The organism is Mycobacterium sp. IDUB_3 (assembly GCF_055419585.1).
This window is the reverse complement of sequence record NZ_JBVAXZ010000001.1, coordinates 333982-359187: the sequence shown is the minus strand read 5'-3', so window position 1 is coordinate 359187 and position 25206 is coordinate 333982. Positions and strand designations below refer to the sequence as shown.

Genomic DNA, 25206 nt, shown 5'->3' with positions numbered 1-25206 from the left:
ACTGGGGAAGCCCGGAAGGCGTTCAGGCGGTGGGCGCGGGCCGGAACCGGGCTTGATCGTCGATGATCGTAACCGGGATGCCATTGAGCACACCGTTGCCGGATGGCTCGTCGACAAACGTTGGCGGGGAAAGCACATTCGTGTTGGCACCCGGCGAGCTGTTGGCCACCGACATGCGGGTGCCCGGCTTGCCGTGCCCCCAGCCGTGTGGCATCGAGACCACACCCGGCTTGATGGCTTCGGTGACCTCGACGGGTACTTTGATCTCGCCGGCCTCCGACTTCACCGTCACGATGTCGTTGTCGGCGACTCCGTACCGGGCCGCGTCGTCGGGATGGATCAGCAACGTGCACCGGTCCTTTCCCTTCATCAGTGCGGGCACGTTGTGCAGCCAGGTGTTGTTGGACCGCAGGTGCCGGCGGCTCACCAGGACGAGCGACTCGGCGGGCCGCTCCATGCGCGCGGCAAGCCGCGGTAGGTCGTCGAGCAGGTATTGCGGGGCGAGCCGGATCTTCTTGTCGGCGGTGCCGAGGATGTCGGGCAGCTGCGGCACCATGGGCCCGAAGTCGATGCCGTTCGGGTTGGCCTTGAGCAGGTCCAGCGTCAGCCCACCCGGGTTCTTGCCGTACTGGTCGCCGAAGGGACCGGTGCGCAGGGTGAGGTCAAGCATTCGCTCGGGTCCGCCGTGCTCGTAGAGCTTGCGGATCTGTCCACCGTCAAGACCCTGCGTGAAGGCCAGGTAGTCGAAGAAGCCGTCGTCGATGGCCGCGACGTCCACGTCCTCGGCCGGTGTGCCGGCGCAAAGGCCGGTCAACCGGATCAGGATTTCCCATTCGTGCGGCCGATCGCCCGGATCGAACACCGGCGCAGAATAATTCGCGATGCTGTGGATGGCGAAGAGCAGGATGAGATCGTCGTGGTGCGGCTGCTCGAGCGGGGACAGGCCGGGCAGGATCACGTCGGCGTGCCGCGTCGTCTCGTTGAGCCAAAGGTCAACGGAGATCATCGCTTCCAGCATCGGCAGCACTTCATCAAGTTTGTCGCCGGCGGGGGTGGACAGCACCGGGTTGCCCGCGACCGTGATCAGCGCCTTGAGCTGCCCGTCGCCCGGGGTGGCGATCTCCTCGGCCATGCACGACACCGGCGCCTGCCCGAGCACCTCCTTGGCGCCGCGCACCCGGGTGTGCCAACGACCGAATTCCGGTGCGCCGTCCTCCAGCCCGGGTAGTGGCTGCGTGGTGATCGACCAGGCCGCCGGCTTGGGGAACATCGCGCCGCCGGGCGTGTCGAAATGGCCGGTAAGGATGTTGATGACGTCGACCAGCCAGCTGGCAAGGCTGCCAAACTCCTGATTACACAGGCCGATTCGACCGTATACTACCGATTTTTCGGTGCCGGCGAGCTCGCGGGCCAGCCGGCGAATGCGGTCTTCGTCGATGCCCGTGACTGCGCTGACCTGCTCGGGTGGCCAGTCCGCGGCGGCGCGCCGCATGGCGTCGACACCGTCGACGTGCGGGCCAGGTTTTATGAGGTCTTCGTCGAAGAGGGTGTGCGCGACGGCCAGCAACAGCGCCGCGTCGGTTCCCGGCACGATGGGAAGCCACTCGTCGGCACGTGCGGCGGTCAGGGTTCGCACCGGGTCGATCACGATCACCTTGCCGCGTTTGCGAATCCCGTCGATCAGGCTCATCACGTTGGGCGCGGCCAACAGCGAACCCTGCGACGCCGCCGGGTTGGCGCCCATGATCACCAACAGGTCGGTGCGTTCGATGTCGGGCACCGGGAAGTTCCACCACAGGCCGTACATCAGGTGCGACGACAGGTTTTTCGGCCATTGGTCGACCGTGCCCGGCGAATACGTGACCGGCATGCCGGACATGCCCATCAGCACGCCCGCATAGCGGGCCAGTGAGAACGAATGCGCCAGTGGGTTGCCGGTGTAGGCGGTGACCGCGCCGATGCCGTACTTGTCGATCACCGGGGTCAGCAGTTCGGTGCAACGGCGAAACGCCGCGTCCCAGCTGACCTCCCGCCATTGGCCGTCGACCTTGATCATCGGCTGGCGGATGCGGTCCGGATCGTCGTGCAGGGCCGCGAGCGAGGTGCCTTTGGGGCATAGATGTCCGCGGCTCCACACGTCGTCACGGTTGCCGCGGATGCCGGTGACTTTTCCGTTTTCGGGGCCGCCCTCGACGTGAATTTCCAAGCCGCACATGGCTTCACATAACGGACACGTGCGCAGGTGCGTACCGTCTTCGCCCGGTTTCATCCATTCACTGTATTCCGCTACCGCGGGTAGCGGAAGTGCCAAGATTCGGGGTCAGCCCGCCCAGGGCCCGATGCCGCCGACCTTGTCGATGTGGATGTGGGTGAGGTAACCCGGCGGGGCGTTGTCGGGCGGGAATTTCGTGTTCGGGTCGCCAAGGACCGGATTGAGCTCCGCCAGCAGTTCGGGGGCGCCGCCCTCGGTGATCCGGGCGGTCCCGGCGAGCGAGAGGTAGGGTCGCATCCCCCGCCCCGCCGCGTCGAGCGACACGATGGTCACGGCGACGCGGGGATCGTTGCGGACGTTACGGACCTTCTTGTGTTCAGAAAGGTGGGCGCTGACGAGTTCGTCTCCGTCCGGCGTCGACCGCAACGCCACCCACACCACGCTCACCTGGGGGCTGCCGTCGGGATTGACGGTGACCAGGGTGGCGTCCGCACCCTTGCCGATGAGGCCGCGGGCCGCGTCGTTGAGTTCCATGCGTTGTCCTACACCCGCGCGCGGCTTTTCATTCCCACGGGCCACGACAAAACGGTGGCCGGCCACGCCTGTGACCGGGCCACCGCTGACTACCGCTACTGTTCGGCCTTCTGGCGAGCTTCGTTGATTTCGGCGGCCTTGCGGGCGCTTTCGGCCTCGGCCTCTTTATGGGCCGCCTCTCGTTGCGCGTCGGCCTTGTCCTGCTGAGCCTTGCCCTCGCGCATCAGGTCGTCACGCCCGGCAACCGCGCCGGCGACTTCCTTGACCTTGCCCTTGACACCCTCGACGATGCCCTCGATGGCTTCTTCGGGACCGCTCTTGTCCGACATGGATTCTCCCTCCGTGTGGCGCACGAACGCCCGTGTCGTGCGCTCGCCCCCGTTATTGCCCAACCGGCGCGTTCTCGAAACCTGGGCAGCGAGCAGCCTTCGCCACAGCCGTGACCGGGCGGTTCGTCGTCACCGAGAACGACACCGCGGGTATGGCCGAATAGCCCTGCCGGACAACACCACTGAGCACGCTCCAAGGGCTCTGCCGGCCGCTGCGCCGCCCCATTTCCGCACCGTGACCCGACGCGCCTACGCTGGTGGGCCGAGGTGTGTCGACGGCGGTGCGAGGAGTCGTGACGGTGCAAATGTGGGAACTGGTCGCCCGCGAGCGAATCCGGGATACCTTGGCGCGCTACAACTGGTCCGGCGACGCCGGCCGGCTCGACGGACTTGCGGCGACGTTCTGCGTCGACGGCATCCTCGAGATCCGGGGTTTTGCGCCGCTGCGCGGGCGTTCGGAGATCGCCGCCTTCCTGGGCGGGGTCACCGGGAAGATCGCGGTAGAGGCCGGCGTCAAACCGATTGTGCGCCATAACGTCGCGAACGTGTTGTTCACCGAGGTGGCGCCCGGCCAGGCGCGGGTCGACTCCTACTTCACCGTGGTCACCCACATCGGGCTCGACCACTGCGGCCGCTACCGCGACCTCCTGGTGCCCGAGGGTGACGCCTGGCTGATCAAGCACCGCAAGGTCTCGACCGACTGGGCGGCGCCCGAATCGGCGATGGCCCGCGAACCCTCCGGAACGCAGTGACCGCCCGCGCGACACACCAAACCGGTTGTCGACGTGAGCCTTCCATGCCACACCGGAATAACCGGGGAAAGGACCGATCATGACAGCGTCCGACACCGACCGCGCGCTGGCGTACCTGCTGGTTCGGCTGACCATCGGGGCCAGCTGTGCGGTTACGCGCTGCCCTTCGCGGAGCGGATCACCGGGGCGCTGTTACTGGCGGGCGCGCTGCCCCGCCGGCATAACCGCTACCCGGTGGACCGTCTGTGCACCGGCCACCGGCCCACCGGTACATAACCCGGCACCCGCGCGCCGCCCCGCGCGTCCGCAGAGTAGCGATTTCGTTAAATCTGTCGGCGGATGTTTGCCAAAAGCCCCCGATGGGCTACAGATAAGTGTCACACCAAAACATTGCGGTCCCCCGATCGTGCGTCCCCTCAGGAGCTCCGGGATGACCGCGGGTCATGTGACCAGCGGTCATGACCGCGCAACCGAGACGAGCAGGTATGCAACGACTCAGTGGGTTAGACGCGTTCTTCTTGCATCTGGAATCGCCGACACAGCCTTTGAATGTTTGCTGCGTTCTGGAGTTGGATCCCGCGACGATGCCGGGGGGCTACAGCTTCGATCGCTTCTGCGAGGCGCTGTCGGGGCGGGTCGACGCCATCCCCGAATTCCGCCTCAAGCTGGCCGACAACGAACTGAATTTCGACCATCCGGTGTGGGTCGACGACGATCGGTTCGATCTGGCTCGCCACGTGCACCGCGTGGCCCTGCCCGCGCCGGGAGGGCCCAAAGAATTAGCGGACCTCTGCGGCCACATCGCCGGCCTGGCGCTCGACCGCGATCTTCCGCTGTGGGAAATGTGGGTGATCGAAGGTCTGCACGGCACCGACGCGCTGTCCGTCGTCCTCAAGGTCCACCATGCGGTGGTCGACGGCGTCGGCGGAGCCCGCCTGCTCGCGCAGTTCTGCAGTGCCGTGCCGGACGCCGCGCCACCGGAACCGGCCCAGCGCGCCGCCACGGCGAATCCACTGCAGATCGCCGCGAGCGGGCTGATCGGCGCGGCGTTGCGGCCGTGGCGCCTGGCCAAGGTCCTGCCGTCCACGGCACTGACCGTGGCGGAGACGGTGTTGCGCGCCCGCGGTGGCGGGCAGACGATGGCGGCCCCGTTCGCGGCACCGCCAACGGCGTTCAACGGCTCGTTCACCCGGCGCCGCAACGTCGCCCTGACCAGCGTGGACCTCGAGGACGTCAAATCCGTCAGACACCGCTTCGGGGTGACCGTCAACGATGTCGTGACGGCGCTGTGCGCCGGGGCGTTACGGCAGTACTTCCAGGACCGCGGCGCGCTGTCCGACGTCCCCCTGGTCGCGAGCGTGCCGGTTTCCGTGTGGGGCAAGTCGACCCGGACGGGCCGCAACCAGATGAGCTGGATGCTCTGCCGGCTCGAAACCCACATCGACGACCCGGTGGAACGGCTGGCCAGCATCGCCACCGGAAACGCCGCGGCAAAGGACCACTCCGCGGCGCTGGGTCCGACCCTGCTACACGACTGGACGCAGGTGGTCGGGCAGACCGTGTTCGGCGCGGTCAGGAGACTGCTGCCGCGCATACCGCTGCCCGAAAACCCGCCGCACAACCTGGTGTTGTCGAACGTCGCCGGCCCGCAGGAACAGCTCTACTTCCTGGGGTGCCGGGTCGATGCGATGTACCCACTCGGTCCGATCATCGCCGGCGCCGCGCTGAACATCACCGTGATGTCGCTCAACGGCCGGCTCGGCGTCGGCATCATCTCCTGCCCCGACCTGGTTCCGGACCTCTGGGACCTCGCCGACGCATTCCCCGCCGCGCTCAAAGAACTGGTTTGCGGCGAACCGGACGATCGCCCGACCTGATCGGCCCGGTCAGCGGAACCCCGTCCGGCCGCGCCACCACGCCGTGGCAGGGTGACATCCGTGGCAGACACTTCTGAACCGACGACCATCGCATCCGAAGACCTGCGTGAAATCAGCCTTGAAAAGGGCGCTTTGCGCTACTACGACACCGGCGGCCCTGAGTCGGGTCCGGTGCTGCTGTTCCTGCACGGGTCAGGCCCGGGCGTCACCGGGTGGCGAAACTTCCGTGGCGTGCTGCCCGCCTTCGCCGCGCACTTCCGGTGCCTGATCCTGGAATTCCCCGGGTTCGGGGTCAGCGACGACTTCGGCGGCCATCCGATGGTCACCGCGTTCGGCACGGTGTCGCCATTCCTGGACGCGCTGGGCGTCGGCAAGGTGCACATCGTCGGGAACTCGATGGGCGGCGGTGTCGGCATCAACTTCGCAACCCACAATCCGGACCGCGTCGACCGGCTGGTGACCATCGGCGGCATCGGCACCAACATCTTCAGCCCCAGTCCGAGCGAAGGCATTCGGCTGCTGCAGGAATTCGTCGAGGACCCCACCCGACAACGGCTGGTCGACTGGCTCAAGTCGATGGTCTACGACCAGGCACTGGTCACCGAACAGCTGATCGAGGAGCGCTGGCAGCTGGCCACCGACGCGGACACCCTGGCCGCGGCGCGACGCATGTACGGCAAGGCGGCGTTCGCCGGGATGAACGCCGCGCTGAACGCCTCCGACCGGCCGCTGCCATGGGCCACCATGCACAAGCTCACCGCGCCCACCCTGCTGACGTGGGGCCGCGACGACAGGGTGAGCCCGCCGGACATGGCGCTGATCCCGATGCGCACCATCCCCAACGCGGAGCTGCACATCTTCCCCAACTCGGGGCACTGGGCGATGATCGAGGCCAAGGACGCGTTCGAAAGCACCGTGCTGGCGTTCCTGTCGCGCAGCTAGCTTGCCGCCTCGATTAAGGCGTTCCCGCAAGGCCTTTCATCAATAGGGCGAGCGCGTCGGGGTTGCCGTCGAGCACTCGGCTGGTGCGGGTGGCGATCTGCCACCGGTCGTCGATGCGGCGCAGCGCGAAATGGTGTGCGGTGGCCCGCCACACGCGATAGCCGTCACCGTCGCGGACCAGCACCAGGGATTCGCATACCGCCACCGCCTGGTCGCCGTCGACCGTGACGACACACGGCCCGAGGAAGTGTGAGCAGCCCCTGGCCACCAACTTCTGGTGGGCCTGCGAGCTGATCATCGCGTGAACGTCGGCGCGGCTCTCCATGCGCCAGCCGTCGACGTCGTACACACCGTCGGTCGCCCACAGGTCCGCGGCGGCGTCGGCATCGCCGGCATCTACGGCAGGGCCGTAGGAGGCGATCAACCGGGCGATGTCACGCTCGTCCTCGAGCCGGCGCACGCGGGCCAGCACCTCGTCGATGGCGGTCATGGTGTTCTCCTCATCGCTGGCTGGACCCGGCGTCGACGGGCAGGACGATCGCGGTGATGTAGCGCGCCTCCTCGGAGGCCAGGAACAGCGCGGCATTGGCCACGTCGACCGCGTCCACCCACGGCACCGCGAGCATGTTCATCGAACGGGCCGCCTCGGCGAATTCCGCGCGCGTGGGCGGTCGGTCCAAGTCGGGCCGGAACGCGGTGCTGACCACGTCGTTGTGAATCATCGGCGTGTCGACGTTGGTCGGGCTGACGCAGTTGACCCGAACATTATGTGGCGCAAGCTCATTGGCCATGCTGCGCATCATGCCGATCACGCCGTGCTTGGCGGCGGTGTAGTGCGCGACGCCGACCAGCCCGCGCAGGCCCGCGATGGAGCTCGTCAGGATCATCGACCCCGACCCACGCGCGATCAGGTGCGGCGCGGTCGCGCGGCAGGTGTGCCACACCCCGGTGAGGTTGACGTCGAGCATGGTGCGCCAGGCGTTTTCCTCCAGCTCGACCGCCATGCCGCGCGAGGTGATGCCCGCGGTCGCGCAGACCACGTCCATACCGCCGAACCGCTGAACACCGCGATCGTTGGCGTCCCGCATGCCGGCGAGGTCGCGCACGTCGACGATTTCGGTGTGCACCCGCGCACCGGTCTCGGCGACCAATGCCGCCGTCTGTTCGAGGTCGGCCGGGGTGCTGTGCGGGATGCTCACCGTGTCGACCGGGCCGCACACGTCGAGCGCGACGATGTCGGCGCCCTCCTGCGCGAAGCGCACTGCTTGCGCGCGGCCGATCCCCCGCGCGGCGCCGGTGATCAGGGCGACCTTCCCTGTCAGACGCCCGTGTAGCCGTGCGGTCATGTCGTCTTCTGCGTCAGGCCGGCGTCTACGACGAGTTGGGTGCCGGTGATGTAGCGGGCCGCGTCGGAGGCCAGGAACAGGACGGCGTTGGCGATGTCGACGGGCTCGACCCACGGCACCGGGAGCAGATTGCGCGCACGCAGCACCTCGGCCGCATCGTCCACGGTCGGGTTGTCCAGGTCCGGGCGTAGCCGCCGAAAGGTGGCCTCGTTCAGCACCATCGGGGTGGCCACCGGGCCGGGATGCACGGTGTTGACCCGGATGCCGCGCGGGCCGAGCTCGTTGGCCAGGGTGCGCGCCAGTCCCACCACCGCGTGCTTGCTGGCGGTGTAGTGCGCGGTGTTGGGCAGGCCGCGAAGCCCGCTGGTGGAGCTGATGATGACGACGGAACCACCGTGGTCACCTTCCCGCTCGAACATGTGCGGCACGCTCGCCCGGACCGTGTGCCAGACGCCGGTGAGGTTGATGTCGAGCGTGCGCTGCCACAACCGGGGGTCGAGTTCCCAGGACGGCGCACCGGGCAGGTGAACCCCGGCGTTGGCCACCACGACGTCGAGCCGGCCCAGCGCGGCGACACCGGCGTCGATGGCGGCCGTCATCGCCTCGAGGTCGCTGACGTCGGCCAGGCCGGTCACGCATCGCCGGCCGCGGTCCTCGACTCCCCTTGCGGTGTCCCGCAACTCGTCGGCCGCGGTGTCGGCGTCGAGCGCGATCACGTCGGCGCCCTCGTCGGCGAAGCGCGCGCAGTGTATCCGGCCGGTGCCTTTGGCGGCGCCGGTGACCACGACGACCTTGTCCAGCAATCCCGTCATCGTTCGATTAGATCGAAGCCCCGGTAGCCGGCGTCGGCCACCTCGGCGCAGATGTCGTTGTACGCGGCGAAGCCGCCGGTGAACAGCATGAAGCCGCGCGGCTTGCCCGGCACGTTGGCGCCCATGTACCAGGAGTTCGCCTTGGTGAACAGCGTGGTCTCGGCCCGGCGTGCGCATTCGGCGCCCCAGCCGTCCACGCTGTCCACGGTGGCTTCCAGCGCGGCGTATCCGTGTTGGTCGAGAAAAGCGATGGCGTCGGCGATCCAGTTCACCTGAGCCTCGGCGTGCAGCACCATGTTGGCCAGCACGGCGGGCGCTCCCGGGCCCGAGATCAAGAACAGGTTGGGGAAGCCGTCTGTGCACAGGCCAAGATACGTGCGGGGCCCGTGCGCCCAGTCCTCCCGCAGGACCGCGCCGCGCCGCCCGACGATATCGATCTTGCCCAGCGCGCCGGTCATCGCGTCGAAACCCGTTGCCAGCACAATCATGTCGACGTCGTAACGGGCGTCGGTGGTGTTGATCCCGGTAGTGTCGACGGATTCGATCGGGGTGGCGCGGACACTGATCAATTCCACGTTGGAGCGGTTGAAGGTCTGAAAGTAGTTGCTGTCGGTGCAGATTCGCTTGGTGCCGATGGGGTGGTCGGTGGGAATCAACAATTCGGCCACCGCCGGGTCGTCGATGACGGCGCGCACCTTCTCCTCGTAGAACCTGCGGGCCTCCTCGTTGGCCTCCAGGTCGGTCATCTGGTCCGGGAACGTCTTGGAGAACAACACGCCGCCGAGCTGCCAACGCTTTTCGAACGCCGCCCGACGCTCCTCGGCGGTGAACTGCATCGTAGGCTTCGTGGCGGTGATATGCGGGGAGCCGCCGCCGCTGCGCCACGACAGCGCACGCCGCTGCGGGTAATTCGCCTTGATCTCGTCGAGTTCCTCGGCGGATAACGGCCTGTTGCCGGCCGGGACACTGTAATTCGCGGTGCGCTGGAAGACGTAGAGCTGGGCGGCGCGCTCGGCGATGACCGGAATCGACTGAATGCCTGAGGATCCCGTGCCGATGACCGCCACCCGTTTGCCGGTGAAGTCGACGGGTTCGTGCGGCCAGTGGGCGGTGTGGTAGATCTCGCCGGCGAAGGTATCCAGGCCGGTGAGGTCCGGGGTCAGTGCGGCCGACAACGGGCCGGTCGCCATCAGACAGAAACGGGCCGAAAGCCGTTGTCCCGTATCAGTGGTGACGGTCCAGCGCAACGTCGCCTCATCGAGTGTCGCCGAAACGACGCGGGTGCGCAGCGCGATGTCGCGACGCAGGTCGAGCTTGTCTGCCACCCAGTTCAGATACGCCAGGATCTCGGCCTGGGTGGCATACCGTTCGGTCCAGTCCCACTCCCGCTGGAGCTCGTCGGAGAACGAGTAGCAGTAGTCGACGCTCTCGACGTCGCAGCGGGCACCCGGATACCGGTTGTGGTACCAGGTGCCGCCCAGCTCGGGGGCGGCTTCCAGCACCCGCACCGTCAGGCCCTCGCTGCGCAGCTTGTGCAAGGCATACAGGCCGGCGAACCCCGCGCCGACCACGACGACATCCACGGGTTGTCGGCCGGCATCGTTCACAAGCAGTCACCGTAGGGCCTTGCGTCTCGCGGACCGCCGCCCCTCCCGGTCACCGGACGGTTCGGGTGAGTTTTCCCGGCCACCGAGCGGGTGCGCCGGCCGCCCGGCGCTCATCGCAGACCATCGACCGATGCCGGAAGTCGCACATGTCAACGTCGAGCTGGACGGCCAGCGGCATCGTCTGCGCTGGCCACGCGGACAAACCTTGGTCGAGACACTGCTGGCAGCGGGGATCGCCGTGCCGCACTCGTGCCGGGAGGGCCGCTGCGGTTCGTGCGTGGCGACCGTGATCGCCGGTCGGGTCGACATGGCATCGTGCGACGTGTTGGACGCCGCGGACCTGGACGACGGCCTGATCCTGGCCTGTCAGGCGAGGCCGGCCGGCGCCGATGTTCATGTCGAATTTTGACCGTGTTGTGTCCGCTCATCGGGATTTCCTTTGGGACGGGCCGGGACTGCGGTAGACCATTACTAAGCCCACACACGTAAGGACAACGATATGAGCGACCGGGTACTCGACCGGGTGGTGGCCATGGCCGACCAGTTGCGCGACCAAGCCGCCGAAGCCGAACAGATCGGGCGGCTCACCGACGACACCGTCAAGCTGATGAAGGGCGCCGGTCTGATCCGGCTGCTGCAGACCAAGCAATACCAGGGCTTCGAGGTCCACCCCCGCGAGTTCGCCGAGACGACGATGGCCACCGCGGCGCTGGACCCGGCGGCGGGCTGGATCGTCGGCGTGGTGGGTGTGCACCCCTACCAGTTGGCCTACGCGGACCCGAAGGTCGCCGCCGAGATCTGGGCCGACGACGTCGACACCTGGATGGCCTCGCCGTACGCCCCCCAGGGCGTGGCCAAGCCCGTCGACGGCGGCTACCTGTTCAACGGCCGCTGGCAGTTCAGCTCGGGCACCGACCATTGCGACTGGATCATCCTGGGCGCCATGCTCGGCGACGAGAAGGGCATCCCGCTGATGCCGCCGCAGATGCTGCACATGATCCTGCCGCGCAAGGACTACGAGATCGTCGACGACTCGTGGAATGTGGTGGGGCTGCGGGGAACCGGCTCCAAAGACGTCATCGTCAAGGACGCGTTCGTGCCGAGCTACCGGACCATGGACGCCACCAAGGTGATGGACGGCACCGCCCAGCGCGAGGCCGGCATGACCGAGCCGCTGTACCTGATGCCGTGGTCGACGATGTTCCCGCTGGGCATCTCGGCGGCGACCATCGGCATTGCCGAGGGGGCGCTGGCCGCGCACCTGGATTATCAGCGCGAGCGCGTCGGCGCCACCGGAACCGCGATCAAGGATGACCCCTACGTCATGCACGCGATCGGCGAGGCCGCCGCCGACATCAACGCCGCCCGGCAGGAGCTGCTGGCCAACGCCGACCGGATCTACGACATGGTCGCCGCCGGCAAGGAGGTGTCGTTCGCCGACCGCGCGGCAGGGCGGCGCACCCAGGTTCGCGCGGTGTGGCGCGCGGTGTCGGCGGTCGACGAGATTTTCGCCCGCTCGGGCGGCAACGCGGCGCGGATGGACAAGCCGCTGCAACGATATTGGCGCGACGTGCACGTCGGACAGATGCATGCCATCCACGTCCCCGGCACCACCTATCACGCGTCGGCGCTGAGTTCGATCGGCATCGACCCGCCCGAGGGCCCGCTGCGGGCCCTGATCTGAGGAGGCGCATCCGTGAGCGACCTGAAAAGCCTGGGCTACATCACCATTTCGACCAACGACATCGACCGGTGGCGCCAGTTCGCCTTCGGCGTGCTGGGTTTCGCCGAGGGCTCGCCTAGTCCACAAGGCCCCGATCCGTCGGCGCTGTACCTGCGGATGGACGAGCGGGCGGCCCGGTTGATCGTGGTGCCCGGTGAGACCGACCGGGTGCTGACCGTGGGCTGGGAGGTGCGCGATCACCCGGCATTGCAGCACGTGCAGGCCACGCTGGACGGCGCCGGCGTGGCGTACAAACAGCTGTCCCCCGACGAGGCCGAGGCGCGGCGCGTCGAAGAGGTGATCACGTTCGAGGATCCCGCCGGCACCACGCTGGAGGTGTTCCACGGCGCGGTGCTGGACCACAGCCCGGTGGTCACGCCGTTCGGCGCGAAATTCGTCACCGGTGACCAGGGCCTGGGCCACGTGGTGGTGCCGGCCACCGATCCCAACGGGCTCTTCGACTTCTACACAGAGGTACTGGGCTTCCGCTCCCGCGGCGCGTTCCGGGTGCCGCTGCCGAAAGAGTTTGGCCCGGTGCGGGTTCGGTTCCTGGGGATCAACGAGCGGCATCACAGCCTGGCGATCGTGCCGGCCGCGCACCAGCGCGACCCGCGCCTGGTCCACATCATGGTGGAGGTCGACACCCTGGACGCCGTCGGACAGGCCCTGGACCGGGTGAACGCCGAGGGCTTCCAGCTGTCGTCCACCCTGGGGCGGCACACCAACGACAAGATGGTCTCGTTCTATGTCCGCGCACCCGGTGACTGGGACATCGAATTCGGCACCGACGGGATGCGGGTCGACGAAACCTATTACACCGCAGAGGAAATCACCGCCGACAGCTACTGGGGCCACCAGTGGGTCGGCGAAATGCCCGCGGCCATGCGGCTGTGACGCCCGAATCGGACGTGACGCCGATCGCGGCGTCCTCGATCGCCTCGTGGGATGACGAGGCCGACGTCGTCATCGCCGGTTACGGTGTCGCCGGCGCGGCCGCGGCGGTGGAGGCGGCCCGGTCCGGCGCCGACGTCCTGGTGCTGGAGCGCACCGGATCCTGGGGCGGCGCGGCGTCGATGGCCGGTGGCTTCATCTATCTCGGCGGGGGCACCCCCATCCAAACAGCCTGCGGTTTCACCGATTCCGTCGACAACATGGCAGCCTTCCTCAACGTCGCGATGGGCCCCGGCGCCGACGAGAACAGGATCGCCGACTACTGCGCCGGCAGCCTCGCGCACTTCGACTGGCTGGTGGGGTGCGGCGTCCCGTTCAAGGCCGAGTTCTTCTCCGAGCCCGGCTGGGAGCCGATGGGCGACCAGGGGCTGATGTACAGCGGCGGCGAAAACTCCTTCCCGTTCAACACCATTGCCTCCCCCGCGCCGCGCGGGCACGTCCCGCAGATGCAGAACAAGAAGCAGGGCGAGGCCAGCGCCGGATACATGCTGATGAAGCCGCTGGTGGAGACCGCGACCGCGGCCGGCGCCCGCGCCCTGTACGACGTGCGGGTGTCACGGCTGATCGTCGAATCCGACGGCCGGGTGGCCGGCATCCGCGCCCGAAAGTACGGCACCGAGATGAACATCCGGGCGCGGGCCGGGGTCGTGCTGGCGACGGGCAGCTTCGCCTACAACGACGCGATGGTCCAGCGGTATGCGCCGCGGATCGCCGGGCGGCCCGCCGCCTCCATCGAGCAGCACGACGGGCAGGCGATCCGGATGGCGCAGGCGCTGGGCGCCGACCTGGCGCACATGGACGCCACCGAGGTCGCGATCTTCATCGATCCGCAGCAGTTGGTGCGCGGCATTTTGGTCAACGGCCGCGGGCAGCGCTACGTCGCCGAGGACACCTACCCGGGCCGGATCGGCCAGCTCACCCTCTACCAGCAGGACAACGTCGCCTATCTGATCATCGACGGCGACGCGCAGGAGGACGCGATGGCGTCGTGGTCGCCGAAGTTCATGCTGCGCCCGGCGACCTGGGTGGCCGACACCGTCGCCGATTTGGAACGCGACATGGGGCTGCCGCCCGGCTCGCTGCAGGCGACGGTGGCCGCCTACAACGAGGGCGCCGCGCGCGGCGAGGACCCGCTGCTGCACAAGAAGCCGGAGTGGATCAAGCCGATCGGCTCCCCCGTCGGCGCCGTCGACCTGCGGGAAAACACCGGCGGGTTCACGCTGGGCGGGCTGGCCACCACGCTGGACGCCGAGGTGCTGCACGTCAGCGGCGCACCCATCCCGGGGCTCTTCGCCGCCGGGCGCTGCACCGCCGGCCTGGCCGCGTGGGGGTACGCCAGCGGCGTCTCGCTGGGTGACGGCAGCTTCTACGGCCGCCGAGCCGGCCGCTCCGCAGCCAAGGGCTGAAACCACGGCTCCGTCGACCGCCGGGCTTCTCGTGTCCGGCGGCTTTTCCGCGTGTCATGTGACAGCGACCACACCGGTGTGGTAGAAACAGATATTCCTAATAGGAATATGACAGCCAGATAGGTTTAGCCAGGAGGGCCGATGTCAGGCACGGCGGAAACAGCCACGCCCACGGCGGTTATCGACCGCATCTCGCTCGTGCTGGACGCATTCGACGGCCCCGGCCGGCTGACGCTGGCCCAGATCGTCCGGCGCACCGGCCTGCCGCGCTCGTCGGCGCACCGCATGCTCGAGCGCCTGGTGCAGCTGCGCTGGCTGCGCCGCAGCGGCCGCGACTACGAGCTGGGCATGCGCCTGGTGGAGCTGGGCTCGCTCGCCGTGCACCAGGACCGCCTGGTGCGCGCCGCCGGGCCCCTGCTCGGTGAATTGCACCGTGCCACAGGGCTGGTCGTGCACCTGGCGGTGCTGGACGGCCCCGATGTGGTCTACCTCGACAAGGTCGGCGACTCGCCGCTGGCGCCGATGCCCACCCGGGTGGGCAGCCGTCAGCCCGCGCACTGCACCGCCGTCGGGAAGGCGATCCTCGCCTACCGCGACGAGGACGTGCCGGTGGACCTGCGGGTCCGCAAGACCAGGTACTCGATCGCCACCGGCTCGCAGCTGGCCGTCGAGTTGTCCCGGGTGCGCGCGCACGGCGTCGCCTTCGAACGCGAGGAATCGCTGCTCGGATTCGGTTGTGTGGCAGCACCTATCGGCGGACCGGGCGAGGCTGTCGCGGCGGTGTCGGTGTGTGGGCCGATGAATCGAATGATGTTCGACCAGCGATTGATCGCCCCGGTCCGGATGACCGCGATGGGCATCTGGCGGCACGCCGAGGACGGCCCACACCGAGTCGCCCCGACCCTGCAGCCGTTGCGGCCGCTGCGGCCCGCGCCGCGGCCAGTGTTGCAGTACGCGTGAGCATCGTTACCCCTCCTGATCGAGACGCTGGCAGCCGCTGTGCTGTCGACCGACTTTGAGCCGGTGAACGCGCCTCCCAGTGGACGGGACTTACTGATTGCGTACGCGGGACACCGCTTTACCCTTTGCATATGGCCAACGGTGAGATATTTGTCATCGACCGTGTCATCACGCGCCCCGGTTGTGCCAGGGAATTTGTGGACACCTACCTCAACGAGTACGCGCCCGCCGCGCGCGACCGAGGTATGACGCTGCGCAACATTCTGGTCAGCCCGCCGATCTGGTTCGACGATCAATGCAACACCGTGACCGTCACCTGGTCACTACCCAGCCTGCAGGCGTGGTGGGAGATGACGTGGCAGGGTCGGCCGGACCCCAACCTCGGGCCATGGTGGGAAGGCATCGGCGATCTCGTCGAGACGCGCGGGCGCAGTGTGGCCGCCGCGGCCAACGACGTCGATTCGCTCTGCGATGTATAGCGTGACCCGGCTGCTCGACATCGTCGAGCCGGATCGCGAGCGGGTGCTGACCGCTGTGCGCGCCATCGCCGCAACCACCGGGGCGCAGCGCCGACTCGTCGAGCCGACGCTACCGGGTGCGCGCAACGGCGGCGATGTCCTGGTGCACCTGCGCTTCGACGCGGAAAGCCAATGGCGTTCCGCCGAGCCCGATTTCGCGGCCCTGCTCGATGATCCCGCGATCACCGCCATCAATGGCGCCTGCTATTCGGGCGCGGCTTCCTGTACCGGCGCAGCGGGCAGCGTCTATCGCGCGCTGTTGCTGTGTGTGCTTCCCGGCACCGACGGCGACACCATCGCTCGCTTCGAAGATGAGCTGCGTTTGATGCCGCGGTATATCAAGACGATCACTGCCTGGCAGCTGAGCAGTGTCGAGCAAGCCGTCGGGAAGCAGGAGTGGACCCACGTGTTCGAGCAGGAATTCACCGACGTCGAAGGGCTGACGGGCGCGTACTTGATGCACCCGATCCACTGGGCCGTTGTGGACCGCTGGTTCGATCCCGAGTGTCCCGAAGTCATCATCCGAAATCCGGTGTGCCACAGCTTCTGCGCGATCACCCATTCGGTGCTGAGCTGAATCCTGCTAGAACCCCGCCGGCAGGATGTTCGGGTTGGCCGTCGCCGGTGGCTCCAGCGCAGGGAGCACGCCTTCGCCGTCCAGTGTGTGGACTCGCAACTGCTGGGACCACGGATAGTGCAGGCTGAATGCGACCAGGCCGGTGCGGTCGGCCGCGGGAAGGTGACACATTGCCAGCACCGTTTCGGCCAGGTATTCCACCGATTCGGTTGGAAACGAGTCGGGGATCAACTGGGCAGCGCCGGGAGTCCGAACCGCCGTCGATGGTCCCACGCAATTGACCGCAATGTTGGCGTCTAGCAATTCCGCCGCGACACCCTGGGTGAAGCGGTGCAGCGCGGCCTTCACGGACCCGTAGATCACGTCGCCCGAAGTCTTGTTGTAGTCCCGGTACGGCCTCACCGGCGCCAGCCCGGTCACCGACCCGATGTTCACAATCCAGCCCGCGCCTTGCTTGCGCATATGGGGCACTGCGGCTTTCGTCAGGGCAAATGGCGTGCGCAGGTAGTGCTCCACAGTACGGTCGAACGTCTCCAGACTCATCTCCTCGATCGCGGAGTAGTCTGCGAAGCCCGCATTGTTGACCAGGATGTCGATGCGGCCGGTGCGGCCGAGCACCTCGTCGACCAGACCAGCACGGGCACCGTTGTCTTCGAGGTCGACGGCCAGCCCGAACGCCGATCCCCCCGCGTTCTCGATCAGGGCAATCGTCTCGTCAATCGTTCCCGGCAGCACCTCAGCCAGCCCCGCCCGGGTGGACTGCGTGGGTGTGTGGTTTCGTGCCGTCACCGCCACCGTGGCGCCCTCGGCAGCCAATCGCTGCGCGATCGCCCGGCCAATCCCGCGGCTGCTGCCGGTGACCAAAGCCGTTCTACCGGAGAGTAATTGGGTCATCGCAACTCAAAGTGCTCTTCGATCGGCGCTCGGTGTTCATGCCAGAGGTCCACCAGCCGGTACGGAGTGGCCACCACGACCCGCCCCGAACCGGAGCGGTAGTAAGTGTGCGCGTTCGGGGTGTGACACCACACCGTGTCGGCCATGGCCTCGTCGATCGCGGCCACGTAGTCGTCGTAAGCCTGTTGTGTGACCTCCATCGTCGTCGCGCCGCGCAGCGCCATCAGTTGCAGGCATTCGATGATGTAGTGCGACAGCACCTCCATCGAGAAATTGGCGCCGGCGCCGTGACCGGGGCTGTAGTTCGGGGCTGAGTTGATGAACAGGTTGGGAAAGCCCGGCACGGTGCCGCCGCGGTAGGCACGGGGGCTGTCACCCCACTCGTCGGTGAGCTTGCGCCCGCCTCGGCCGCGAATATCGATGGTGGACAAGAAATCAAGGTGATAGCCGGTGGCATAGATGATCACGTCGAGATCTATCTGCCGACCGTCCTGCGTGACAACACCTTTGGGGTTGACCTCGGCCGGCTCACTGGCTTCCACATCGACGTGCTCACGGGTCAGAGCCCGGTAGTAACCACCTGGATCACGGATGATCCGCTTGCCGTAGGGCGCAAAATCCGGCGTTACCTTCTTCGCCAGTTCAGTTCCCGAACCAAAGGTTGTGTTGATGTAGTCCATACACATCCGCAAGAGCACGTCGTTGGCGGGCGAGATCGACAGGTGCGTTTCCGCCCACTCCGGGTCCCGCAGGATGACGGGGTAGTTGTTGTCCGCCGTGCCCCAGTAGGACTTCAGCCTGTTCCATTTGGCGTAGTGCGGGACGTGACGGCCGAGGTAACGGCGGTACTCGGGAACGTCGTCGGTCAGCCGCTTACGCGGCGCCACCCAGTGCGGCTGGCGCTGAAACACCGTGAGGTGCTCGACTTCGTCCACACAGGCGTCGACGATTTGCACAGCCGTGCAACCAGCACCGATGATGGCCACTCGCTTGCCCGCGAGATCTAGAGATGTATCCCACTGTGCGGAGTGAATGCTGGTGCCTGCGAATGTCTCCCGGCCCGACAGCTCGGGCCAACGCGGCCGGTTGAGGTAGCCTGCGGCGGTAATCACCACGCGTGAATGAGTGATGTCACGCTTACCGTCGCGGTCAACCGAATGGACCTGCCACTGAGCACGGTCCTCATCCCACCACAGTGCCGTTACCTCGGTGCCGAACCGTATGTGCTCACGCAGTCCGTACTTGTCCGCCAATGCAACCAGATAGGCCTGATATTCAGCGCCCTGCGGATAGTAGCTCGTCCATTCGGGATTCACCTCGCGCGACAACGAGTAGTACGCCGAGGGCGTGTCGACTCCGATGCCGGGGTAGGTTGTGGTCAACCACGTCCCACCGACTTCGTCGTTGCGATCGAAAACTTCGTAGCCGACTCCGGCTTCGGCCGCCGCGAGCGCGGCGATGATACCGGCGATGCCCGCACCGACGATGACCACATTCGTCGTTTCCGGCATCGGCACCGTTCGCGGCAGCGTCGGCCGTGGGAGTTGAAAGCCGCCCTGCTCGAGCAGCAACGGAACGAATTCGTCGTCCACCTCCGACCCCAGCGCCAGCGGAAGCAAGCGCCTGAACAGCTCGGGGTCATCGACGGGTGGAACACTCGCTTGCCGGTTCTCGACCAGGGCGGCAACCAGGGCGCTCACCAATTCCTCCGCGGTGTCGTCATCGGTCACGCCGGCTCGCTCGGGGGGATCGGGGACGTGGGAGATCTTGGGCCCGAATTTCTCGATCACAGACGGGTCGCCGGTCAGCTGAGCCAGGACTGCGACCAGCACGCCGGGATCGGCCTGACCGACGTTCGCCCGCAGTTCCTCGAGATCGAGCGAGGCCGAGCTGGGAGGCGATGTCGATTCGGGGGCGGACGTCATGGCACTGAGTATCGGAGCGTGTCAGCGGCTTGGACACTGCTCTGTCTACTCAGCGGGAGGTGGGAAGCCCCGTCTCGGACATCGCGGCCTACCCTCCGGCGTATGCAACCCGTGCATCCCTGTGAACTCGACACTGCGATCGCAAAGGCACGCAGTCACACGCTCAGCGATATTCCGCGCCGGTCGGCCCGAAAGCAACCGGGCAAGCCCGCGATCATCGACGGAGACGTTGTTCTCACGTTCGCTGAGTTCGACGCCCTGGTGGACAGGACCGCCGCCGCGTTGCACGACAACGGCTTTGCTCCCGGCGACCGCGTCGCCCTGCTGGCACACAACTGTTGGCAGTATGCGGTCATGGTGTTCGCCACGGCGCGCGCCGGTGTGGTTTTGGTGCCGATTAATTTCATGCTCACCGCCGAGGAAATCTCCTACATCCTCGGCCACAGCCGAGTCAGTGGATTCGTCGTCGAAGACGATTTGACGGCCACCGCCGAGCGCGCGATGCAGCTCGGCGGTGTTGTCACCACCAAGGTCGCGCTGATGCGGGCGGGGCGCACCCTCCCCCCCGGTTGGAATGACTTCGCAGCGTGGTTGGCGGCGAACACTACCGCCGCGCCGGACCTCAACATCGACGACGACCAACTGGTGCGGTTGATGTATACCAGCGGGACCGAGTCGCGACCCAAGGCCGTAATGCATTCCAGTCGCAGCCTGATGTGGCAATACGCGAGCACGATCGAGGCCGGCTCGATGTCGGGAGACGACGTCGAGCTTCATTCGCTACCGCTTTATCACTGCGCACAGCTGGACAATTTCCTGGCCACCGACATCTATCTGGGCGCCACCAGCATCATTCTGCCGCGACCCGAACCGGACGCGGTGCTGCGCACCATCGAGCACTATCAGGTGACGAATTACTTTGCACCACCGACGGTGTGGATCAGCCTACTGCGCTGCCCGACCTTCCAGAAGGTGGATCTGAGCAGTTTGCGCAAGGGGTACTACGGCGCCTCGGCGATGCCGATCGAGATCCTGCAGGAGATCCGCCAGCGGCTACCGCGTCTGAGGTTGTGGAACTTCTACGGCCAGACCGAGATGGCGCCATTGGCGTCGGCATTGGGACCCGATGAGCAGGATGCCCACGCCGGCGCGGCAGGGCGCCCAGTCGTCAACGTGGAGACGACGATCCTCGATGACAACGGCCTCCCCCTGGGCACTGGTGCCGTGGGCGAGATAGCGCATCGCAGCCCCCACTTGATGCTGGGCTATTTCGACGATCCCGACCGCACCGCCGAGGCCTTCCGCGGCGGCTGGTTCCACTCGGGCGACCTCGGTTACTACGACGAGAATGGCCTGTTGCACGTCGTCGACCGCAAGAAGGACATGATCAAAACCGGCGGAGAAAACGTGGCCAGCCGCGAGGTCGAAGAGATCGTCTACCGGCATAGCGGTGTCAAGGAAGTCGCGGTCTTCGGTGTGCCTCACCCGGTTTGGGTGGAAGCCGTGGTGGCGGCGGTAGTACCGCGCGATGGCATCAGTCTCACCGAAAATGACATCCTGAACCATTGCCGCAAGCATCTGTCCGGCTTCAAGACACCCAAGCGCGTTTTCTTCGTCGATGCGCTGCCGAAAAATCCCAGCGGCAAGCTGCTCAAGCGAGAGCTTCGGGACCGGTTCGGTCTCGAACCTGCCGGTCGTTGAAGCGGGCAGCGCCCGAATCGATGGCCGTGTTCCACTGACCGGGCAACCCGGTGTTGGCATGGCCACACCGGGAGTTGACTAGCCCCATGAGCAACGACATCACGCTGTCCGACTTGCAGGAGTTTATCGCCGGGTTTTGGTACCACTACGACGAGGCGCACTACGACGAGCTGGCAGCGCGCTACGCCGAGAACGTGCGATACGTGACCCGAAGCGATTCGGGCACAAGCCCATTCGAGGAACTGATGTCGCCCGAATTGCACGGCCGCGCCGCCGTGATGACATGGATGTCGGAACACCGCCAACAAAGTCCGTACCCGCTGCGCCACCACGCCACCAACGTGCACCGCACGGGTACCCAAGGTGACATCACCCACGTGCGGTTCTATATCTTCGTCAATCAGACGGCGAACTTCGTACCGTTCGCGGTTTCCAGCGGCGTGGCAAATGTCGGCGTACGCCGCGGTGCCGAGGGGCTGGAGTTCACCGAGATGGACATCGTTCTCGACACCACCAACTCGGTCTTGCTGTCGGAACACTCCGCCGACAGCGCTGCCGTGTCGTAACCGGTGAACGCCCACGAAATATTTTGCGGCGGCGTAGCGGTCATTACCGGCGCCGGCGCCGGGATCGGTGCCGGCCTGGCGCGATATGCGAGCCGACTGGGCATGACGGTGGTTCTGGTAGACGTCGACATCGACGCGATCGCCGCACTGCGCGATGAGCTGTGCGATGCGGGGGGCTCGGCGCTGAACGTGGTGTGCGACGTTCGCGATTACGACGCCATGCGGGCGCTGGCAGAAATGACCTACCGCGACGTGGGTGCCGTGCGGCTACTGGTGAACAACGCTGGGGTCGAACAGTTCGGCTATCTGTGGGATACACCCGTCGTCAATTGGCAGCGCGTGCTTGACATAAACATCAGCGGCGTCTTCCACGGTGTGCGCGCGTTCCTGCCCAAAATGATGGCCACCGACGAGCAGGCGTGGGTGTGGAATCTGTCGTCGGTCGGCGGGGTGGTGTCGATTCCGTTGCAAGCGCCGTACATCGTGAGTAAGCACGCTGTACTGGCATTGACCGAATGTCTACATCTCGACGTTCAGTCGGCCGGGCACGACCATCACATTCACGTCCAGGCCGTGCTGCCGGGTGCGGTGGCGTCCAACATTTTCGAGTCGGCCGGTGGCGTCGAGACCGGCGACGCGAGCGATTATGGGGCGGCAGAGGCTCAGCGATCGGCGATGCTGGACATCAAAGCGGACGCCATGGACCCGCTCACCGCCGCCGAAGCGGTGTTCGAGCAGTCCGCCGAAGGGCGGTTCTATCTTCTTACCCAACCAGAGTACGTGGGGAATGCGATGCTCGAACGAGCTAAAGTGCTTGCAGCACAACAACCACCGATGCTACGCAGCGCGCGCCGCTTCGATCCCACCCAACAATGAGCGTGCCGCCGCTTGACCCCGATGCCGCGGCCAGGGTGGCGTCGTTAGGCCGCGTCGCGCCGATGCGCCAACGAGGCCTTGCGGTAGTGCGCGATTCCCTCGAGTCAATGCCGCTCCCACCGATGCCCGACATGGCGCAAGTCACCGATCACGTCGTATCCGGCCCTGGCGGCGAGCTTCCGCTGTGCATCTACCGACCGACCCGGGAAGTCGATGCGCCGGTATTGGTCTATTTCCACGGCGGCGGCATGGTGCTGGGCTCAAACCATTCCTTCGAGCCGCTGGCCCGCAACCTCGCACACACGTCCGGCGCAACCATCGTCGCCGTCGAATACCGCCTGGCACCAGAAGCCCCACCCCCGGCGCAGTTCGACGATGCGTACACCGCGACCGAATGGGTCGCCGCGAAGGCAGCCGAGTTGCAACTGGATCCGACCCGACTAGGGGTGATCGGCGACAGCGCGGGTGGCACGCTCGCCGCGGGTGTCGCCCTGGCTGCCCGCGACCGAGGCGGCCCGGCGTTGTTCTGCCAGGTGTTGCTGTACCCGGCTGTGGATCGCGACATGACCGTGCCGTCGCTCGCGACGCTGCGATCGGCACCCATGCTGAGCGCGGACGACATCGAATACATGCACGAACTGGCCGATGCGGGTACCGGCCCCCCCGATCATCCGTATCTTGTGCCGGCCTATGCCACCAACCTGTCCCACCTCCCGCAGGCCATCGTGGCGACCGCCGCAGTCGATCCGATCCGCGACTGGGGAGAACGGTACGCGGAGCGGTTGCGGGATGCCGGGGTGCAGACCACCGTCACTCGTTATCCCGGTGTGTATCACGGTTTTCTGATGCGTTCAGAATCGGTGGCGCGTGCCGGCCTCGCGCTCGCCGAGATCGGCGCACTGCTCAGGGCGAAGTTCGCGCATCCACTCCCGTTTTGAGGACCGGCATGCGTTATCGCTGACCCGAAATGAGGGGTAAACGAAATGACAACTGACGACCTGCGTTTGCTCGCCGAACAGCGAGCCATTGAACGTGCAATGGTCCGGCTCGCCCGCGCCATGGACGATCGCGACTGGGCGACTCTCGCACGCATCCTCGCCGATGACGCCGTCGGCGACCTGGGGACCGGGCATCTGGAGGGCGGTGCGGCGATCATCGACGTCATCCGCGGCTACCTTGACCACTGTGGGCCGAGCCAGCACCTGCTGGGCAACGTCCTCGTCGATGTCACCGGTGACAAGGCAGTCAGCGTGGCCTACGTCCATGATCTGCACCTATCGGCACGCGAGCCGCGCACCACATTCCATACGCTCGGGGACTACCACGATCGCTGGGAGCGGCGCGATGGTGCGTGGCGGCTGGTCGAACGGATCAAGCGCAACCGCGCCACGGTCGGCTCGCTGGACGTGTTCGACTCCTGACGCTCGAGCCGGGAATCTTCCTCCCGATCACCGGACATGAGTAGCTCGTTGCTACCCCGACGCGGCCATGATCGTTTGCAACAACATGATCGCGTGCCATATAAAAGGAGATCTCGATGCTGACTGACGAGCGGCGGATGGAGCTGTCCGAGATCCTGCGCCCCGCCGCGCCGCCCCGGGAAATCAGGGATGTCTATACCGATGATCAGCGGGAAAGACTCCTCGACGTCGTGCGGACCGAGGGCCCGTGGAAGCTGATCATCGCGCAACACTTCGCATCCGCCGACGAACTGATCGCCACCATGAGTGGTGCCTTCCCCGAGGGGTTCACGCCGTCGCTCGACCTCTTCCTCACCCCGACGTTCCGGGGCTACCTGGCCAAGTACGGCGCGGCACTGTACCCGCAACTGCATGATTGCTTCTACAACGCACGATTCCTGGAGATGGCCAAAAGCTACTGGAACGCCCAGTACGCCAAACCACAGCTGATGCTGTTCAACATCAACGGGCCGTGCGCCAATCGCGATCCGGGGCACCTGGATTCGCCGAGCTTCCGCGGCGTGCGGCACGAAAACGCGCCGACCTGGCTCACCAGTGTCATGGGCAAGTCAGGGCTTTTCAAGGATTACCTGATCAAGATGGCACAGGTAATCACCTGGTTTTCGCTCGATGGCGGCAGTGGATTCACCTACTGGCCCAATGGGCCACTCAAGGCGCCCAAGCGAGTCCTGCCGCCGATCAACAACCGCGGCGTGGTTGTGCAGAACGAGATGATGGTGCATCGCGGCGAGGCGAATGGTCCTCTGGAGCAACAGATTCCGTCGGGATTGGCGTTCCACACCGTCTTCACCGGCGATCCTGACGACCGCGACCACTGGCTATTGAAGAACGGCGCCAATGTAATCGCGCGCCACCACACCGACGAGCTGCGGTTCCTGGTGCACTGGTCGGCCGAAGTGTTCTGCGATCTCGACGAGCTGAAGAAGAACATGGAGGGTTCGGACGACCTGACCATCGAACGGGCCATCGACATCATGGTGGACGACCTCAACTCCAGAGGGATCAGGCTCGACATTCCCAGTGAGCCGCTGCACGATGCGGCGTTCATCGGCGCGCTCAACGCCGCTTACGACCTGGGGGGGCCCGCCGTTTACCCTGAAGGGGCGCCGATCAGCGCCTTCGAGCTGGCATGACCGAAAAGGCATGCCCACTACAGCGTTTCGCGGATCGCCGCGTCATCGTCATCGGTGCCGGTCAGCGCGGCCTTGGCCGAGCTC

At 66.5% G+C, this 25206-nt stretch carries 25 protein-coding genes; 16 read left to right on the top strand and 9 right to left on the bottom strand.

Translation table 11 applies throughout. The annotated features are described in order from the left end of the window. Positions 1–22: 22 nt before the first annotated feature. From ACZYVJ_RS01355 to mbp1, 3 genes are all read right to left on the bottom strand, one after another. Positions 23–2269 carry a molybdopterin-dependent oxidoreductase gene (locus tag ACZYVJ_RS01355; protein ID WP_463829352.1) on the bottom strand — a complete coding sequence of 749 codons (2247 nt, stop codon included), beginning with the start codon at positions 2267–2269 and terminating at the stop codon, positions 23–25. A 51-nt stretch (positions 2270–2320) separates the two neighbouring features. Next, positions 2321–2746 (bottom strand): TIGR03618 family F420-dependent PPOX class oxidoreductase, encoded by a 426-nt coding sequence (locus ACZYVJ_RS01350; RefSeq protein ID WP_463829351.1) that lies wholly within the window; start codon positions 2744–2746, stop codon positions 2321–2323. A 95-nt stretch (positions 2747–2841) separates the two neighbouring features. After that, positions 2842–3075 carry a microaggregate-binding protein 1 gene (gene mbp1 / locus ACZYVJ_RS01345; RefSeq protein ID WP_463829350.1) on the bottom strand — a complete coding sequence of 78 codons (234 nt, stop codon included), beginning with the start codon at positions 3073–3075 and terminating at the stop codon, positions 2842–2844. Between the two features lie 299 nt (positions 3076–3374). Here mbp1 and ACZYVJ_RS01340 point away from each other — a divergent pair, with 299 nt between their 5' ends. The 3 genes from ACZYVJ_RS01340 to ACZYVJ_RS01330 all read left to right on the top strand — a co-directional run bounded on the left by ACZYVJ_RS01340 (position 3375) and on the right by ACZYVJ_RS01330 (position 6646). Then, positions 3375–3827, top strand: coding sequence for a nuclear transport factor 2 family protein (locus ACZYVJ_RS01340; protein ID WP_463832786.1), 453 nt, complete (start codon positions 3375–3377; stop codon positions 3825–3827). 485 nt (positions 3828–4312) lie between these two features. Beyond that, positions 4313–5704, top strand: coding sequence for a WS/DGAT/MGAT family O-acyltransferase (locus ACZYVJ_RS01335; protein WP_463829349.1), 1392 nt, complete (start codon positions 4313–4315; stop codon positions 5702–5704). A gap of 60 nt (positions 5705–5764) precedes the next feature. Continuing rightward, positions 5765–6646, top strand: a complete 882-nt coding sequence (locus ACZYVJ_RS01330; protein WP_463829348.1) for an alpha/beta fold hydrolase — start codon at positions 5765–5767, stop codon at positions 6644–6646. Positions 6647–6659: 13 nt separating this feature from the next. Here ACZYVJ_RS01330 and ACZYVJ_RS01325 read toward each other — a convergent pair whose 3' ends face one another. The 4 genes from ACZYVJ_RS01325 to ACZYVJ_RS01310 are packed head-to-tail and all read right to left on the bottom strand — an operon-like array spanning position 6660 to position 10411. Beyond that, positions 6660–7136: a nuclear transport factor 2 family protein gene (locus tag ACZYVJ_RS01325; RefSeq protein ID WP_463829347.1), complete on the bottom strand. Its 477-nt coding sequence runs from the start codon at positions 7134–7136 to the stop codon at positions 6660–6662. A 10-nt stretch (positions 7137–7146) separates the two neighbouring features. Then, positions 7147–7992, bottom strand: a complete 846-nt coding sequence (locus ACZYVJ_RS01320) for a mycofactocin-coupled SDR family oxidoreductase (protein ID WP_463829346.1) — start codon at positions 7990–7992, stop codon at positions 7147–7149. Continuing rightward, positions 7989–8804 carry a mycofactocin-coupled SDR family oxidoreductase gene (locus ACZYVJ_RS01315; protein ID WP_463829345.1) on the bottom strand — a complete coding sequence of 272 codons (816 nt, stop codon included), beginning with the start codon at positions 8802–8804 and terminating at the stop codon, positions 7989–7991. The genes ACZYVJ_RS01320 and ACZYVJ_RS01315 overlap by 4 nt, the downstream gene beginning before the upstream one ends. Beyond that, positions 8801–10411, bottom strand: a complete 1611-nt coding sequence (locus tag ACZYVJ_RS01310) for a flavin-containing monooxygenase (protein WP_463829344.1) — start codon at positions 10409–10411, stop codon at positions 8801–8803. Before ACZYVJ_RS01310 ends, ACZYVJ_RS01315 begins: the two co-directional genes overlap by 4 nt. A 130-nt stretch (positions 10412–10541) precedes the next feature. On the opposite strand from ACZYVJ_RS01310, the gene ACZYVJ_RS01305 reads away from it, so the two are divergent. From ACZYVJ_RS01305 to ACZYVJ_RS01275, 7 genes are all read left to right on the top strand, one after another. Next, the gene (locus tag ACZYVJ_RS01305; protein WP_463829343.1) at positions 10542–10820 is read left to right on the top strand and encodes a 2Fe-2S iron-sulfur cluster-binding protein; all 279 of its coding nucleotides are present in this window, start codon (positions 10542–10544) and stop codon (positions 10818–10820) included. Between the two features lie 90 nt (positions 10821–10910). Beyond that, complete coding sequence (locus ACZYVJ_RS01300) at positions 10911–12095, top strand: acyl-CoA dehydrogenase family protein (protein ID WP_463829342.1); 1185 nt, start codon at positions 10911–10913, stop codon at positions 12093–12095. 12 nt (positions 12096–12107) lie between these two features. Next, entirely contained in the window at positions 12108–13028 is a 921-nt protein-coding gene (gene bphC / locus ACZYVJ_RS01295) for a biphenyl-2,3-diol 1,2-dioxygenase (RefSeq protein ID WP_463829341.1), read from the top strand. After that, positions 13025–14491, top strand: coding sequence for an FAD-dependent oxidoreductase (locus ACZYVJ_RS01290; RefSeq protein ID WP_463829340.1), 1467 nt, complete (start codon positions 13025–13027; stop codon positions 14489–14491). The genes bphC and ACZYVJ_RS01290 overlap by 4 nt, the downstream gene beginning before the upstream one ends. A 141-nt stretch (positions 14492–14632) precedes the next feature. Next, on the top strand, positions 14633–15451 hold the full coding sequence (locus ACZYVJ_RS01285) for an IclR family transcriptional regulator (RefSeq protein ID WP_463829339.1): 819 nt from the start codon (positions 14633–14635) through the stop codon (positions 15449–15451). 131 nt (positions 15452–15582) lie between these two features. Further along, complete coding sequence (locus ACZYVJ_RS01280; protein ID WP_463829338.1) at positions 15583–15930, top strand: hypothetical protein; 348 nt, start codon at positions 15583–15585, stop codon at positions 15928–15930. Then, positions 15923–16546: a Dabb family protein gene (locus tag ACZYVJ_RS01275; RefSeq protein WP_463829337.1), complete on the top strand. Its 624-nt coding sequence runs from the start codon at positions 15923–15925 to the stop codon at positions 16544–16546. Before ACZYVJ_RS01280 ends, ACZYVJ_RS01275 begins: the two co-directional genes overlap by 8 nt. A 6-nt stretch (positions 16547–16552) precedes the next feature. On the opposite strand, the gene ACZYVJ_RS01270 is transcribed toward ACZYVJ_RS01275, so the two are convergent. Further along, the gene (locus ACZYVJ_RS01270; RefSeq protein ID WP_463829336.1) at positions 16553–17440 is read right to left on the bottom strand and encodes an SDR family NAD(P)-dependent oxidoreductase; all 888 of its coding nucleotides are present in this window, start codon (positions 17438–17440) and stop codon (positions 16553–16555) included. Beyond that, positions 17437–19365: a flavin-containing monooxygenase gene (locus ACZYVJ_RS01265; protein WP_463829335.1), complete on the bottom strand. Its 1929-nt coding sequence runs from the start codon at positions 19363–19365 to the stop codon at positions 17437–17439. The genes ACZYVJ_RS01270 and ACZYVJ_RS01265 overlap by 4 nt, the downstream gene beginning before the upstream one ends. Positions 19366–19467: 102 nt before the next feature. Here ACZYVJ_RS01265 and ACZYVJ_RS01260 point away from each other — a divergent pair, with 102 nt between their 5' ends. The 6 genes from ACZYVJ_RS01260 (at position 19468) to ACZYVJ_RS01235 (ending at position 25122) form a co-directional block, all read left to right on the top strand. Then, the gene (locus ACZYVJ_RS01260; protein WP_463832785.1) at positions 19468–21066 is read left to right on the top strand and encodes an acyl-CoA synthetase; all 1599 of its coding nucleotides are present in this window, start codon (positions 19468–19470) and stop codon (positions 21064–21066) included. An 86-nt stretch (positions 21067–21152) separates the two neighbouring features. After that, positions 21153–21632 (top strand): nuclear transport factor 2 family protein, encoded by a 480-nt coding sequence (locus ACZYVJ_RS01255; RefSeq protein WP_463829334.1) that lies wholly within the window; start codon positions 21153–21155, stop codon positions 21630–21632. 3 nt (positions 21633–21635) lie between these two features. Beyond that, positions 21636–22508, top strand: a complete 873-nt coding sequence (locus ACZYVJ_RS01250) for an SDR family NAD(P)-dependent oxidoreductase (protein WP_463829333.1) — start codon at positions 21636–21638, stop codon at positions 22506–22508. After that, on the top strand, positions 22505–23446 hold the full coding sequence (locus ACZYVJ_RS01245) for an alpha/beta hydrolase (RefSeq protein WP_463829332.1): 942 nt from the start codon (positions 22505–22507) through the stop codon (positions 23444–23446). Before ACZYVJ_RS01250 ends, ACZYVJ_RS01245 begins: the two co-directional genes overlap by 4 nt. Positions 23447–23491: 45 nt before the next feature. Next, entirely contained in the window at positions 23492–23929 is a 438-nt protein-coding gene (locus tag ACZYVJ_RS01240) for a nuclear transport factor 2 family protein (protein ID WP_463829331.1), read from the top strand. Between the two features lie 116 nt (positions 23930–24045). Continuing rightward, the gene (locus tag ACZYVJ_RS01235; RefSeq protein WP_463829330.1) at positions 24046–25122 is read left to right on the top strand and encodes a hypothetical protein; all 1077 of its coding nucleotides are present in this window, start codon (positions 24046–24048) and stop codon (positions 25120–25122) included. Positions 25123–25206 lie beyond the last annotated feature (84 nt).

What these genes read in the sequence shown, in the direction of transcription:
- ACZYVJ_RS01315 (WP_463829345.1), bottom strand. Translation starts at nt 8,804, where the DNA reads ATGACGGGATTGCTGGACAAGGTCGTCGTGGTCACCGGCGCCGCCAAA.
- ACZYVJ_RS01275 (WP_463829337.1), top strand. Translation starts at nt 15,923, where the DNA reads ATGTATAGCGTGACCCGGCTGCTCGACATCGTCGAGCCGGATCGCGAG.
- ACZYVJ_RS01305 (WP_463829343.1), top strand. Translation starts at nt 10,542, where the DNA reads ATGCCGGAAGTCGCACATGTCAACGTCGAGCTGGACGGCCAGCGGCAT.
- ACZYVJ_RS01235 (WP_463829330.1), top strand. Translation starts at nt 24,046, where the DNA reads ATGCTGACTGACGAGCGGCGGATGGAGCTGTCCGAGATCCTGCGCCCC.
- ACZYVJ_RS01285 (WP_463829339.1), top strand. Translation starts at nt 14,633, where the DNA reads ATGTCAGGCACGGCGGAAACAGCCACGCCCACGGCGGTTATCGACCGC.
- ACZYVJ_RS01320 (WP_463829346.1), bottom strand. Translation starts at nt 7,992, where the DNA reads ATGACCGCACGGCTACACGGGCGTCTGACAGGGAAGGTCGCCCTGATC.
- ACZYVJ_RS01245 (WP_463829332.1), top strand. Translation starts at nt 22,505, where the DNA reads ATGAGCGTGCCGCCGCTTGACCCCGATGCCGCGGCCAGGGTGGCGTCG.
- ACZYVJ_RS01255 (WP_463829334.1), top strand. Translation starts at nt 21,153, where the DNA reads ATGAGCAACGACATCACGCTGTCCGACTTGCAGGAGTTTATCGCCGGG.
- ACZYVJ_RS01240 (WP_463829331.1), top strand. Translation starts at nt 23,492, where the DNA reads ATGACAACTGACGACCTGCGTTTGCTCGCCGAACAGCGAGCCATTGAA.
- ACZYVJ_RS01265 (WP_463829335.1), bottom strand. Translation starts at nt 19,365, where the DNA reads ATGACGTCCGCCCCCGAATCGACATCGCCTCCCAGCTCGGCCTCGCTC.
- ACZYVJ_RS01325 (WP_463829347.1), bottom strand. Translation starts at nt 7,136, where the DNA reads ATGACCGCCATCGACGAGGTGCTGGCCCGCGTGCGCCGGCTCGAGGAC.
- ACZYVJ_RS01335 (WP_463829349.1), top strand. Translation starts at nt 4,313, where the DNA reads ATGCAACGACTCAGTGGGTTAGACGCGTTCTTCTTGCATCTGGAATCG.
- ACZYVJ_RS01270 (WP_463829336.1), bottom strand. Translation starts at nt 17,440, where the DNA reads ATGACCCAATTACTCTCCGGTAGAACGGCTTTGGTCACCGGCAGCAGC.
- mbp1 (WP_463829350.1), bottom strand. Translation starts at nt 3,075, where the DNA reads ATGTCGGACAAGAGCGGTCCCGAAGAAGCCATCGAGGGCATCGTCGAG.
- ACZYVJ_RS01355 (WP_463829352.1), bottom strand. Translation starts at nt 2,269, where the DNA reads ATGAAACCGGGCGAAGACGGTACGCACCTGCGCACGTGTCCGTTATGT.
- ACZYVJ_RS01300 (WP_463829342.1), top strand. Translation starts at nt 10,911, where the DNA reads ATGAGCGACCGGGTACTCGACCGGGTGGTGGCCATGGCCGACCAGTTG.
- ACZYVJ_RS01280 (WP_463829338.1), top strand. Translation starts at nt 15,583, where the DNA reads ATGGCCAACGGTGAGATATTTGTCATCGACCGTGTCATCACGCGCCCC.
- ACZYVJ_RS01350 (WP_463829351.1), bottom strand. Translation starts at nt 2,746, where the DNA reads ATGGAACTCAACGACGCGGCCCGCGGCCTCATCGGCAAGGGTGCGGAC.
- ACZYVJ_RS01260 (WP_463832785.1), top strand. Translation starts at nt 19,468, where the DNA reads ATGCAACCCGTGCATCCCTGTGAACTCGACACTGCGATCGCAAAGGCA.